Consider the following 13,592-nt stretch of genomic DNA (forward strand, 5'->3'; position numbering starts at 1 on the left):
CTCAGTCCTCGGCTCTTGGGCGCAGGTTGTCGGCATCAAACAGCGGGGCGTCATGTATCGTCACCGGATAAGCTTCATTCAAAATCTGAATCGTAAGATTTGCGCGCGGCGTCCCTTTCTTTACAAAGAGCCACCCGAGCGATTTGCCCACCGTGTAGCCGTAGCCACCCGACGTGGTCAGACCTACGATCCGGTCTTTCAACAAGACCGGCTCTCCGCCATGAACATCGAGACCGTCAGCATGAAGCTCTGCATAAAGCAGCTCCCATTCCGGATTACGGGCCAGCATCGCGTCCTTGCCGATGAATTCACGATCCTTGGCCACGATGAACCGTTCAAGCCCAACATCCAGCGGTCCGACATCAGTCGTCATTTCACCGCTGGCGCGATAAGCTTTTTCCATCCGCAATCCGTTGAAAGCATAGGACCCCAGATCGGCCAGTCCAAACTTGGCACCTGCCTCGAACAGAGCGTCATAGATGTCTGCAATGCGCTCCAGTGGGGCGTGAAGTTCCCAGCCCAATTCGCCCACGAATGAAACGCGCAACGCATAGCAGGGCGCTTGGGCGACCGTGATTTCCTGCCCTGAAAGCCATGGGAAAGCTGCATTGGACAGATCGGCCTCTGTCAGTTCAGACAAAATGCGCCGCGAAGCAGGGCCTGACATAGCCAGCATTCCCCAATCGGCGCTGTGATCAACAATCTGCACGTCTTCACCCGGCTGGATATGGCTTTGTATCCAGGCGAAATCCGGGTTAGCGCGAGTAATGGGGGAGCCTGTGAAATAGCGATCCTTATCAATACGCCAAATGGTGATCTCAGTCTCGAAACGGCCCTTCTCGGTCAACAAATGGTTGAGGCTCATCCGCCCGTCTTTGCGGGGGATACGGTTGGCAGACAAGCGATCCAGCAGTTTGCCCGCATCCTTGCCGGTGATCTCGAATTGGGCGAATGCGCAAAGGTCGATCACACTAGCGGCTTCTCGGGTAGCTTTTGCCTCGGCCAGCGCATTCTCATGCCAGGGCTGACGGCCCCAACCGATTTGCTCAACTTCACCGAGATCCCCGAAGTAACGCGGACGCTCCCAGCCTGCAATCTCACCAAACACCGCCCCTTTGGCAGCCAGCCGATCATAGAGAGGATGCCGGTTCACCGGGCGCAAGCTATTGAACTGTTTTCCGGGGCACGGCGTGTCATGACGGCGCATGAATTCGTCTTTGGTGCGCTCAACGATGTAATGATCCGATGCAAAATCTCCGTAACGGCGGGGATCAAGGCTGCGTGTGTTGATCGAGGTTTCGCCGTGCACCATCCAGTCGGCCAGTACTTTGCCAGCACCGCCACCCCACGCAAGACCAATGGATGAGCCACAAGACAGCCAGACATTGGGCGCACCAGAAGGCCCGACCAGCATTCCTCCATCCGGCGTATGGGTGATCGCGCCGCGCACAACGCGTTTGATCCCAAGCTCGGCCAGGATCGGCATCTTTTCGAAAGCAACCATCAGGAAATCGCCAATTGAGTCGTAATCCGCAGCAAACAGCTCGTTCTCGGCAGCCCATGGCGCGCCTTCAGGCATTTCCCAAACGGTCGGGCACACATGGCCCTCGTAAATACCAATCAACCCGGATTTCTGTTCCTGCCGGATATAGCCACCATAAGAGTTGTCGCGCATCACCGGCAATTCCGGGCGGCCTTCGAATTCGGGCACTGTGTCGGTGACAAGGTAGTGATGTAGGCAAGAGACCGAAGGTATCTTGAACCCGAACCATTCGCCGACCTGATTGGCGTAGGATCCGGCGGCAATCACGATATGCTCGGCCGATACGTCGCCCTTTTGGGTCTTGAGTAGCCACATATCGCCCCTGCGACTGGCGCCCAGAACCTGATTGTGCCGCTCGATCTTTGCCCCTCGTGCACGGGTAGCAGCGGCCAGTGCCATGGTCACTCCAGACGGGTCTATATGCCCATCCTCATAGGTTTGTACGGCAGCTTTTACATTATCTACATTGTAGAACGGGTTGCCTTTCGCAACCTCATCCGGCCCCACCAAATCCATCGGCAGATCCAGCAATCTGCCGACGCCCATGATCGACTTCATCCAGTCGACTTCATCATCGGTTGTGGCAATGCGGAACCCACCGACCTCATGCCAGCCGATGCTTTGCCCCGTTTCCAGCTCGACACGCTTGTAGGTCTCGATCGATGTCTTGTTGATCCAGCCTGCAACACGGCTGCCCACGGCATGGGCAATTTGCCCTGCTGCGTGCCATGTGGACCCGCTGGTCAGTTCAGCCTTTTCAAACAGGATCGTGTCGGTCCAGCCATTTTCAGCGAGTTGGAACTGAGCCGCAACGCCCATAATACCGCCGCCAATGATCGCAACGCGGGTCGTGCGTGTCGTCTGCGACATCAAAACGCCTCCTTGGCGGGTTGTAGCGAACATTTTGCGGAATAGCGGGTACAGGCGATTTCCACCTCGAACCCCGTCACAACGTCTTGCCCCGCAATCAGGTCCAACGGCGCGTTTATCATCGCCAGCGCAGCAGAGCGGTCAAAACGATAGCTCCACGCCGCAGAAGTTATCTGTCCAACGACGCGGCCATCATAGTAAATCGGTTCATCATGAATCGGGATCGCGTTCGGGTCATCGAACATAAGCGAAACGATCCGACGCTTGGGTTGACCCGCTTTAACCAACGCCTCCTCACCTACGAAGCCGGTGCCAAAAGCACAGAACGCACCCAACCCGGCCTCTTGCGGCGTTGTGCCCGGTGTCAATTCATGGCCGAAGGCACGAAACCCACTTTCGATCCGCAAGCTGCCGCTGGCAAAGAGGCCCGCATGAGAGGCACCTGCTGCGACAAGCGCCTCATGCGCGGCCATGGCCATGTCAGCGGGAACATAAAGTTCATACCCTTCTTCACCGGTAAAGCTCAGGCGACCGGCCCAACCGCTCGCCAACCCGATCTCGACCGGCGCAAAACCAAAGCGTTTGAGGTCAGGTACTTGCGCATTGCTGGTGGCCTGCAATACGTCGCGCGCTTTAGCCCCGGCAAGGCCAATCACGGCATAGCCGCTTGTCACATCGGTAAACTCGACACGGAAGTCACCTTTGGTGTCGCGCATACGTTTCGTGACTCGCACAACTTCGCCCGCGCCGACAATCATCAGATAGGTCTCCGGGCCATGACGTTGCACGGTCAGATCGCTTTCAACACCACCTCGCGTATTCAGGATTTGGGTATATGCGATGCGCCCTTCGGCGATGTCCATCTGCGCGGCACATAGCCGGTTGAGAAAGGCGCAGGCGTCCGGCCCCTGTATCATGATCTTGCTAAAGGCGGATTGATCCAGAATGGTTGCGCCATTGCGGCAGGCGTCTACTTCCCGCTTCACCTGACCGCGCCATTTCGGTGCGGCGAAGGTGAGTGGCAGGTGCGTTGCATCTCCACCAAAATGCACGGCGCGTTCCCAGCCCCCTCGCGCCTCAAAACGCGCGCCCGCGGCCATCAGCCCCTGGTGAATTGGCGAGCGGCGCTGACCGCGCGCAGTGTCCATTGACCGGCCCGGATAGGGATTGTCGTAGTGCCGACCCAGCACCTCGGGAATGCGGGCTTCTAGCGCGCCCAACACGTTCATTTCGGGACTGAAACGGCGTATATCAGCTTCGTTCAGTTCCATCGTCGGCTCACCCGCGATGATCCATTCTGCCATCGCCTTGCCCGCGCCACCAGCCAAAGCGATCCCCGTAGAGTTCATGCCCCCCAACAAGAACAGGCGCGACACCTCTGGGCTTTCTCCCAGCATGAACTGGCTGTCGAGTGTGAAGCTTTCGGGGCCGTTCAGCAGCATCCGCACTTCGGCGGTTTCCAGAGCGGGAATGCGGCGCAGCGCATTCTCCATCATCGGCATGAAGTGGTCCCAATCCTCATTCAGCAGATCGAATGAAAAATCCGCAGGCAGATCACGCGTAGAAATGCCCTTGGCATGGGGCTCAAACGAGCCGACCAGCAAGCCTTCAACATCATCGCGGGCATAAAGATAAGCGTCCTGATCGTTCAGCGTTGGCAGATGCATACCTTTGCCAAGCGCCTGTACCTCGGCCAGCGGCTTCGTCAGAATGTAGAAATGCTCGCAGGCATAAAGCGGCATATGCGCACCAGCCATTTCGGCCACTTCGCGCGACCAGAGACCGCTGGCGATCACGACCTCTTCGGCCTCAATCACGTACTCACCGATTTCGACGCCCGAGATGCGACCATCTTTCTTTTGCAACCCGGTCACACGGGTGTCTTCGAAAAATTTCACACCGCGCGCCTTGGCTCCTTTGGACAACGCAAGCGCCACATCAGACGGGTTCACGCGCCCATCAGCAGGCGACCAAACGGCACCGATCACGTCGTCCACTTCGATCAACGGCCAAAGTTCTTGTGCGCGGACGGCATCGACCACCTCGGCCTTCAGCCCAAAAGCACGACCAAGCGATACCTGCCGTTTGATGTTGGTCAGCCGGTCCTCATTGGTTGCCAGCGTCAGCGATCCCGTTTGTGTCCAGCCAGTGGCTTGTCCGGTCTCAACTTCCAACTCGCCGTAAAGGTCAATCGAGTAGTTGATCAATTTCGTCAGTGTCGCCGACGGGCGCAAACGCCGAACCAGACCGGCGGCATGCCATGTGGTGCCTGACGTCAGTTTCGAACGTTCCAGCACCACGATATCTTTCCGCCCTTCGCGGGCAAGGTGATAGGCGATCGAACATCCTATGACGCCACCGCCGATGATGACGGTGCGGGCGGAGGACGGGAGGGTCATAGCAATGCTCCGTCGCGGATCATGTCCGACAAAGTGTCGTCAAAGGCCAAGAGCGCTTCATCAACCAGTTCGGGTGTATGCGCGGCTGAGGTCAAACCAGAAGTATAGGCCATCATATCCACGCCGCGCGTCAGCATGCCGTCGCGATAGGCTTTGACCAAGGGTTTCGGTAGCCCCCTAATTTCAGCAGGGCTAAGTCCATCTAGACTGCTACGGCCGAAAAACACGTGGAAAACCGAACTGTCGCCATAGGCAGTGCCCGCGATGCCCCGCCTCTTCATGGCGGCATTCATACCATCGCGCATGCGTGCGGCCATTGTATCGGCATGCGCCTGCGCCTCGCCGCTGGCCAAGAGCGAAATCGCGGCACAGGCAGCAGCCGCAATCAGGGGCGAGCCGTTAAAAGTGCCCTTGTGGCTGACCGCAGGCCCAAACCCGCCTCGCACGGTTGCATTGTTCAAAAGCTCCATGATTTCGGCGCGACCACAAATCACGCCACCGGGCAAACCGCCTGTCGCGATTTTTGCCAAAGTGGTGAGGTCAGGTACGATCCCGTCGCGTGCCTGACGCCCACCAGGCGACCAGCGAAATCCGGTGATGATCTCATCAAAGATCAGCACAACACCAGCGGCACGCGCAACGTCGTGCAGCGCCATCAAGGTATCGGTGGCCAAGGGGACGCAGCCATAATTCGCGCCCGAGGCTTCAATGATTACCGTGCCAATACGGTCATCCCGTAGCGCGTCTTCCATAGCCTGAGGATCGGCTGCACAGATATGGATCAGATCGTTGATGGCATCCGGGATACCCAAAGACGGCGCCTGATCGCTGCCCGGCCTTGCCCCTTTCAATGCGTGATCATGCCAGCCATGGAAATGTCCCTCAACACGCAGCACGTGATCCTTGCCCGAATATGCCCTCCCAAGTCGCAGTGCCAGCATCGTGGATTCCGTACCCGATGCGGTGAAACGTGTGCGTTCGGCAGAAGGAATTAGCCGGTTGACCCACTCGGCCCACTCAATCTCCTGGGTGTGGCAGTCCGCGCTGAAAATCGAACGTTCGGCCTGTCTCTGCACCGCTTCGACAATTGCCGGGTGACAATGTCCTAACATCTGACTGGCGCTGCCCATTTTGAAATCAATATAGCGGCGTCCTTCAACGTCCCACTTTTCGGCACCTAGCGCGCGATCAATGAATATTGGGTGCGGATCACGAAATCGTAGCTCATGGCTGACACCACCTGGCAGGCTCGCGCGCGCGCGGGTGCTAAGATCTTGGTTCATCATTCCGGCCGTCCGATTTGTGCCCGTGTCAGGCGGATATCAAAATTCATCCTAAGCGTGCGATCCACTTCGTCCGGCAGGTGGCTGGGAAAATACGTACTCAGGATCTCTCTCGCCTTCTCCCGCGCAACGTCGCCAATCCGCTGAGCACCATCATCTTGCCAGTCGCGAGGCGCGCGCCGATCGCCGATCTCGGGATAGAAGTAATCTGACTTCATTCGGCCGAATGTGTGTTGCTCACCCAAATAATGCCCTTCACCCCGACAGACATCTGCGATGACATCAGCGGCGATATTTTCGGGTGTTGCTTCGACGCCGCGTACAGTGCGCAGGATGTTACCCAAAAGGTCATTGTCGCTGACATAGGCCGCGTGGCTCACCCCCAAAAGGCTCGACATCATACCGGCAGCCTGGGTAATGATATTTGACCCGGCATGCGCCGCCATTGTCACCGCCAGCGATTTTTCGGCCCCGTATTGGGCATCCAGCCGTTTTGCATCTGTGATCCCGGCAATCGAAGAGGTCGGCAAATCCCAACGCCGTCCCATCTGCGCCGCACCAGCCATCAGGATGGCCTGTTCGCCTCCGCCGCCGCTCATCGACCCGGTGCGCAGGTCGGCCACAAGGGGTTTAGGGGCAAAAATCGCCTTGACCTTTGGATCGACCAAACGCGCAAAGACCAGCCCAGCCAGCGTTTCCGCTACCGCCTGCACCAGCGATCCGGCAATCGTTGCCGGGCTGGTGGCCCCGGCCTGTCCGGCGCTGATCAGCTGCACCGTGAACCCGGCCTTGATCGCCAACTCCAGAACCTCACAGGCTTCTTCGGCAAAACGCATGGGCGGAACCACATGGCACACCATGATCGTTAGGAAGGGACGGGCACGAAATGCCTCTTCGCCACCGGCGATTTCATAGCAAAGCTTTGCAATATCGGCGACGTTCTGCGGCTCGGTAACCGAAATCGAAACGTGCTTGGACGTGCCCGTAAGACAGGCGTAAGCGGTGTTCAGATCCATCGACGCGTTGTCTTCGACATCGCGTGCCACAACCGATCGGCTAAAGTGGTGAATATTGTCCATCCGGTCCACGATCCGCGCTGCATCGTAGAGGTCCTGCAATGTCGAATCTCGATATTCATGAGTGTCGAGATCAAACACGCCAGGCGCCGCGCCGCCGGTAGACATATGCACGCGGGCGGCTTCAATCTTCAGGTCGTTCTCGGGACGCTGGCCACATAAGGTGAACCCCCGCTGCGCTCCGTCCATCGCCCATTTCACCAGCGCGCGCGGGAACAACAGCCGACCATCATCCGTCATGGCCCCGCCAGCAGCAGTGACTTTTTCGATCATCGAGGGAATGGCCTGACTAAGCCCCAGATCTTCAAGAAGCTTATATGCGGCTTCCTCGACCATACTTTCTTCGTCAGGCAAGAGCGGTTTAAGACGCCCACCAATCACCCCTGGCCATACCGGTGGCTGCGGGCCAGTCTCCGAGACTTGCTTTAAGCGGTCTTTACGACCGCGCCGACGGTTTGCCATGGTCATCGATTCATGAGCTCAGGTTTATGCAGCCCTATCCTGCACCGGAAATAGCAGAGTTTACAAAAGCAACATTCTCAGCAATGAATGAGAAAAACTCATCTATTGGATTGCCGTGACAGCTTCTCTTACAGCTTTACGTGCCTTTGACGCCGCCGCCCGGAACGGCAGTTTTCGGGCAGCCGCGGCGGACCTAACTGTGACCCCGACTGCGATCAGTCATCATATTCGCGGATTGGAGGATCAGTTTGGCGTCAAGCTATTCAGGCGGGAGGGTCGTGATGTCACCCTGACAGCTGAAGGCAGGCGCTTGGCCCATGCGACCAGTCAGGCCTTTGGCCTGTTGGACAGTGCAGTTCAATCCATGCATCGAAGCGCACTCAAAGCGGTGCGAGTTTCGGCGGGACCGATCTTTATGGCGCGCTGGCTCATGCCACGGATTAGTGATTTTTGGGAAGCCCATCCCGAGATCGAATTGGAAGTGGTGCCAGCCCTTTATCCCGGCGCGCATGAACGCGAGAATGTCGATATCATAATCCGCTGGGACCGCATCGCCGACACGGCAGAAGATGCAATCAAGCTGCTTGAGCTTAGCCCGGTCGCCATAGCATCCGAAGAATTTGTTATTACACGAGGACCTATCGATCACCCAAAGGATCTATTGACCTTGCCCCTTTTGCATCAAAGAAATCACTGGGGATGGCGGGACTGGTTTGAGGCAATGGGCGTTTCAATAGCCGACCTGCTCTATGGGCCGATCTTCGAGGACGCAAACGTGCTGCTGCGCGGCGCTGCCGAAGGCCAGGGAGCAATCATTGGCTGGCTTCCACTGATCGACCAGGATCTGGCGGAAAATAGAGTGGTTCGGATTTTTGATGAGCGTATCAACCCAACCCATGGCTACTTTATCGATGTCCAGCATACCAGCAGAACCCGTTCTGAGGTTCGAGAAGTTGAGGATTGGCTTGTCACACAATCATAATTGACAAATGCATCAGTTGTTGAGTGAGAGGCAAGCTTGTTTTCATGAAGCTGTCGATCTGCACTTGAGCGCGACATCGAATGACAGAATTGGTGATTATGGCCACAACGCAACGATGAGTGTGCTGCCTTTTCGAACAGATGCTGCGCCAGCAAACACCCTGAAGGACAACGGCAACATTGTCTGCAAGGCGGACATTCAGCGGAATTAACCGAATGTCTGCTTCGAGCCCGGCCCGGTCATCGGTTTGGAAGTCTCGCTTGATGGCGCAGCAAATGACCGATTTCAGCCTGAGAAGATCTCTTCCTGATACGCGACTAATGCACTAGCAATACCAAAAAGGGGGCACGTGATTGAAAAAAAGCCGGCGCAAACGCGCCGGCCAGTCCAACAGGGAGAAGGCAGAGTTGACCTCTGCATTGTGCAGTTCACCACAGGGATTTGGCGTTAGTTGGACCCCATTTTGGATTATTGTACGGTTGTGGCTTCTTTGCCGACACATCAAAAAACTAATCTTCAAACGGTTGCAGCTCTGTCCGCAAGCCGGTCGTAGCCACGATCTAGGAGAGCGACCGTTTTTAGTGAGAGCGGTTGTTCCTGTTTGAAACCCCGAGTTTTCGGGGGTGAACGTCCGCTCAAATCCGCTAATCGGTCATCTGAGTAAATCCGTCAGGTGACTGCGTTGAGCCCAAGGTTCCGAATGCGGCAACCAGCACCAATGTCGGCAACGCGCAGAAAGCTGACTTTGCAAAGTTGCCGTTCAACGTTTCGCTTGCCCGACCTGACCGTCCCAGATGGTCGGAGGCTCTTCTTGGAAGTGCGGCACTTTAGATTGTTGTCCTAATTGAGGCAAATTTAGGTACAGAGCATTTTTGGGCTACGTCAGCCAACGTAAACGCCAGGGAATATGGGCAATACGAAATCCAATTATCCAGATGACAATTGACGAACTATTGGTCGACTAATCTCATTGTCCGAGCAAAACCTACCATGCGAGCTTCAGCGCTGCTTTCGTTTGACCGAAATAATGCATCCAGAATGTTTTGGATGCCTTGCAGGCACATCCCGTGCCATTGCGTCCACGTTTCCCAGGTGCCGTAACGCTCCGTTGTTCAGCAACACGCCTCGCCCAGCATCATAACGGCGCTGTCCAAATCCGCTGGCAACGCATTCCCAGTCTTCCTTGGCCGCCGCGTTGCGGAATCTCGGTAGGTCGTGCGGGTCATGTCGTCCAGGTGTTGCTGCGACGTGATCGTGTTTCTTCGCATTGCTTTGGTGCGTTAGATGGTGGGTCACTTGTGTTGTGCCAGGTTGCTGGACAGTACCGGTTGTCGGCCTCGGCTTAGGGCGCATGATTGTCACGACGCCTTGTGGCTTCGGATGCCCTGGGACTGCCACGTGAGTTGCCGTCGGTTTTGGTGTCAACTGTGGAACCTGGCCAGGAACCGCCGTGGGAACCTGATTGGGGGTTGCGGTTGGGACAAGCGGTGGTGTCGCCGTAGTACCGCTGTGTTGCGGAACACGGCCGGGCACTGCGACCGGAATCTGGTTTGGTGTTGCAGTTGGGACGAGCGGTGGCACAGCAGTTTGTCCAGTGGGCTGAGGTGGGACCTGACCAGGAACTGCGACTGGTATTTGGTTTGGTGTTGCGGTGGGCACAAGTGGCGGCACCGCTGTTGGGCCGGTGGGTTGAGGCGGAACCTGGCCAGGGGTAGCGACCGGAACTTGATTGGGAGTTGCAGTCGGAACTTGCGACGGCACCGCGGTAGGACCGGCGACCAATGGTGGAACCTGATTGGGAACGGCTGTCGGAACCCGGTTTGGTGTCGCGTTTGGTGCCAAAGGCGGAGCTAGAGTTGGCGCTACTACCGGCGTGGGAACCTGACCAGGAACCGCTATCGGTGTCGCAATAGGAACCTGACCGGGAATTGCGTTCGGGACCGCGCCCGGCGCAAGGACTGGAACAGTAACGGACGTGGGCGTTTGCTGCGTTCCCTTAGGCGGCAACTGATTTGCCACCGGCTGAGTTGGGCCAGTAACTTGATTACCTGCCCCTTGCCCACCAGCCTGCCCGCACCCTTGGCTCGACTGGTGTGGGTTCCCTACACCTCGGCACCACCCGTAGTGATTTCCGCGGGCAAAGACCTGAGTAACGGCCAGTTCTGTAATTAGACAAGTTGCGGTAAGTACAGCAATTCGGTTCAGTTTCATAACATTCTCACCAACTTGTTGTCAGAGCAAGATACGCGCCAGGATCGCCAGAGTCGGTCAAAGGGCCGTCTCTCAAAGGGACACCGACATATCCGGACAGAAATAGATTTTTCTTAAACTCAATGTCCAAACCCAGACCTGTCGACGCCAGTGTAGCATTATCAACTTCGAAACTCGCAGGGTCATTGTTCGAGATGTAACCCACGTCGAAAAAGGCAAAGGGCGTTAAGCGATGTATGCTCTGGGAACTGGGGAAGTAGGAATGAGACACTTCGAAAATCGCGGAAATCCCGGAATCGCCATCCACTTCGTCAAAACGATATCCGCGCAAAGCATAACGATCACCAAGGAAGTACTCTTCGACCGAGGGCAGCCGGTCTGTTGTGTACTGCCCCCAGATCTCGGTTCGCCAAGCTGTGTTGGGAGACAAGCCCGTTAGCGGGCTTTCGTATCCGACGCCGCCTCGTAGATGCCAGAACGAAGAGTCCCCGTCGTCAAAATTCGCGTCTGTCGTGTCGTTGTCATTGTCACCAAAAGATAAGGTTAGCCCCGCTTCCAGAGCTTGTCCCTTTGGATAGTTTTGCCCGTAAAGATATGTAAGGCCAACGACACTCGCGTCACTGGATAGTGGAACGCCACCACTGACTGAGTCCGCTTTTGAAAGGCGATAGTCCAACAGAAGATACCCATAACGGGCCACATCGCGGATCACGGGGTAACCCATCGCGACTGTGAAGTTCTCGCCGTCAATATCTGTTCTCGCAAAGTCCCCCGAGAGGTCACGTTTTGCGTTTATGTTCCCGTAGAAGATCTCACCGTACAGACCATTGCTGTTCAGCGGCGTGCGATAGGTAAGAGCGCCCCATAAAGAGTGTTCATCGTCTTTGTCCCAATTGTAATTGCCTGATCCCTCAAATCGCAGCAAATCCCCGACGGTCAGCGTTGAATAAAACTCTTGTACGACATAGAAGCTGAGCGCTTCTCCAAGCTCACGCGGAGGGTTGTCGAGTGTCGCACTACCGGCTTGTTTGCGCAGAGGTTCTCCCAATACCCTCAGCCGAGCACCAGCCTGATCCGGGTAATCAAGTTCGGTCGACACGTCCAAATCGGGTATGTCCTCGGCTAGCATAACCGCCCGCTCAAATCGTTTGAGAGTTATTGGATATGCGGTGGTGAGGGGCTGAAAAATCTTCTCTAGTGTTTTGAACGTGCGAGTATCTACGCCTTCAATTTCGATGGTTTGAATGCGCCCTTCATCAACAACTATGCTCTGCCCATCGGGACCAGGCCACGCCTCAGCCAAGAAGTAGCCGTCTTCTCGGTAGATCTGAGTGATCGTTGATGCGACCTCCACCGCTGTAATGCGCCCTGATCGATCAAAGGCCAACTGACCGGCAAAAGTTAACAGCTCATCCGCATCATACACCGTTACGCCGCTGACCGAGTGCTGGGATGCGATGTCCCAGGTTTGGGCAATGCTACTTCTTGGAACTGATGCAGTGGCCACAAGAGTGCAAATGATCGCAAAAACAACTGATCTGAATACGCGCATTTTTGACAACCTTAAAGTGACTGAGCATGTTGAAGTCCAATGTTATTATGTGGTTCGCATGTGTGAACCTGACGCTACTCGAATGTATTGATGGGTGATGTTTTTAAGAAACACAGTGAACAGAACGCAGATTTACTTATTACGCCGCACATACGACGGCGCTGAATTACACAAACCGGCTTTTCAACAAGTTAGAGTAGAGAACTAGTAGGACAGTCCTCACAATTCCGGTTGCTCAAAAACATAAAGCCGCGATTTCTTGGCATCGTCTGTTAGGACATAGAGAAGCCCTTTGGTCTCATCGAGAGCGATTCCTTCGGGATGTTTAACTTCCTTTTGTTTGCCATCTTCTGTGAACGTCAAACTGATAGACTTTACGGACTTGGACTCTGGATTGTAGACGAAGATTTGACGGCCTTTGTCACTTACAATCCAAAGAGAACGTGAGGACGGGGACCATGCTAGGCCGCTCAAATCCAGTTCATCATCATCTACACGCTCGGAGATAAAACCTGCATCGCGGGCTAAAGGAATGATCTCAACAATTTCGTCTAGCGCTGGTGATACGACCATTAACAACCTTGGTTGTCCTTCAATGCCAATGAAGACCCGCCCCGATTCCGGGTCAACAGCGATACCTTCGGGTCCCTTGTTTAATGGGTTGCCAACGAGTAATTCAGCGGCGGCCGAGTAACCTTTAAGAGATGTGAGAGGTATTGTTGTCAATTGAATGGGTTCGGTTGGGTGAACGACTAGAATTGATCGGTCAGTTTCCTGAAGCACCAAAACAGACCCATCCTTTCGAGGTGCAACACCCTCCAAATCTGATCCTGCCAATGCTGGCAACTTGAAAGAGTTTCCTAATACCCCGTCGACTCTGAGTAGGTGCAGTTTAGGTTCGGCATCACTTACAGACCACAAGAAGCCTTCAGCGTTAGACATTGCCAAACCGGAAGGCTCTGAAAATTCCTCTGATTTGTCTGCCACCTTGAATTTATCGACCAGAACCAAACCAGCACTTTCGGCGTAGGCAAAATTGGTCCAAGGCAAGAAGGCTGCCGCAACCGAGCTAGCCGTAAAAGCGAGTCGTCTAAGTTTGCAGAAACACCGTGAAATTTCAGCTTTTGACGAAAACACTCTGTTTTCTGTCATTGGATTCTCTCGCGCTTGGACCACATCCCTGTATCAGCGTTCGTATCACAGTCCGGATACGA

At 55.5% G+C, this 13,592-nt stretch carries 8 protein-coding genes; 2 read left to right on the forward strand and 6 right to left on the reverse strand.

From position 1 onward, the window contains the following. Position 1: 1 nt before the first annotated feature. The 4 genes from AC2FFH_RS01760 to AC2FFH_RS01775 are packed head-to-tail and all read right to left on the reverse strand — an operon-like array spanning position 2 to position 7,639. Positions 2-2,413, reverse strand: coding sequence for an FAD-dependent oxidoreductase (locus tag AC2FFH_RS01760; RefSeq protein ID WP_496843596.1), 2,412 nt, complete (start codon positions 2,411-2,413; stop codon positions 2-4). After that, complete coding sequence (locus AC2FFH_RS01765) at positions 2,413-4,812, reverse strand: GcvT family protein (protein ID WP_496843597.1); 2,400 nt, start codon at positions 4,810-4,812, stop codon at positions 2,413-2,415. The genes AC2FFH_RS01760 and AC2FFH_RS01765 overlap by 1 nt, the downstream gene beginning before the upstream one ends. Continuing rightward, positions 4,809-6,098 carry an aspartate aminotransferase family protein gene (locus AC2FFH_RS01770; protein ID WP_496843598.1) on the reverse strand — a complete coding sequence of 430 codons (1,290 nt, stop codon included), beginning with the start codon at positions 6,096-6,098 and terminating at the stop codon, positions 4,809-4,811. The genes AC2FFH_RS01765 and AC2FFH_RS01770 overlap by 4 nt, the downstream gene beginning before the upstream one ends. Continuing rightward, a complete protein-coding gene (locus tag AC2FFH_RS01775) occupies positions 6,095-7,639 on the reverse strand; it encodes a trimethylamine methyltransferase family protein (protein ID WP_496843599.1) in 1,545 nt (514 codons plus the stop codon). Before AC2FFH_RS01775 ends, AC2FFH_RS01770 begins: the two co-directional genes overlap by 4 nt. Positions 7,640-7,748: 109 nt before the next feature. On the opposite strand from AC2FFH_RS01775, the gene AC2FFH_RS01780 reads away from it, so the two are divergent. Both AC2FFH_RS01780 and AC2FFH_RS01785 read left to right on the forward strand, forming a co-directional pair. Then, on the forward strand, positions 7,749-8,615 hold the full coding sequence (locus tag AC2FFH_RS01780; protein WP_496843600.1) for a LysR family transcriptional regulator: 867 nt from the start codon (positions 7,749-7,751) through the stop codon (positions 8,613-8,615). A 7-nt stretch (positions 8,616-8,622) separates the two neighbouring features. Next, a complete protein-coding gene (locus tag AC2FFH_RS01785) occupies positions 8,623-8,826 on the forward strand; it encodes a hypothetical protein (protein WP_496843601.1) in 204 nt (67 codons plus the stop codon). 2,007 nt (positions 8,827-10,833) lie between these two features. Here AC2FFH_RS01785 and AC2FFH_RS01790 read toward each other — a convergent pair. After that, positions 10,834-12,378: a ShlB/FhaC/HecB family hemolysin secretion/activation protein gene (locus AC2FFH_RS01790; protein WP_171712220.1), complete on the reverse strand. Its 1,545-nt coding sequence runs from the start codon at positions 12,376-12,378 to the stop codon at positions 10,834-10,836. A gap of 219 nt (positions 12,379-12,597) precedes the next feature. Beyond that, positions 12,598-13,530 carry an SdiA-regulated domain-containing protein gene (locus tag AC2FFH_RS01795; RefSeq protein WP_496843602.1) on the reverse strand — a complete coding sequence of 311 codons (933 nt, stop codon included), beginning with the start codon at positions 13,528-13,530 and terminating at the stop codon, positions 12,598-12,600. Positions 13,531-13,592: the final 62 nt, after the last annotated feature.

Source organism: Ruegeria sp. YTSC003 (assembly GCF_059609785.1).

Coding starts and splice junctions, on each gene's coding strand:
- AC2FFH_RS01760 (WP_496843596.1), bottom strand. CDS start 2,413: ATGTCGCAGACGACACGCACGACCCGCGTTGCGATCATTGGCGGCGGT.
- AC2FFH_RS01765 (WP_496843597.1), bottom strand. CDS start 4,812: ATGACCCTCCCGTCCTCCGCCCGCACCGTCATCATCGGCGGTGGCGTC.
- AC2FFH_RS01770 (WP_496843598.1), bottom strand. CDS start 6,098: ATGATGAACCAAGATCTTAGCACCCGCGCGCGCGCGAGCCTGCCAGGT.
- AC2FFH_RS01775 (WP_496843599.1), bottom strand. CDS start 7,639: ATGACCATGGCAAACCGTCGGCGCGGTCGTAAAGACCGCTTAAAGCAA.
- AC2FFH_RS01785 (WP_496843601.1), top strand. CDS start 8,623: ATGCATCAGTTGTTGAGTGAGAGGCAAGCTTGTTTTCATGAAGCTGTC.
- AC2FFH_RS01790 (WP_171712220.1), bottom strand. CDS start 12,378: ATGCGCGTATTCAGATCAGTTGTTTTTGCGATCATTTGCACTCTTGTG.
- AC2FFH_RS01795 (WP_496843602.1), bottom strand. CDS start 13,530: ATGACAGAAAACAGAGTGTTTTCGTCAAAAGCTGAAATTTCACGGTGT.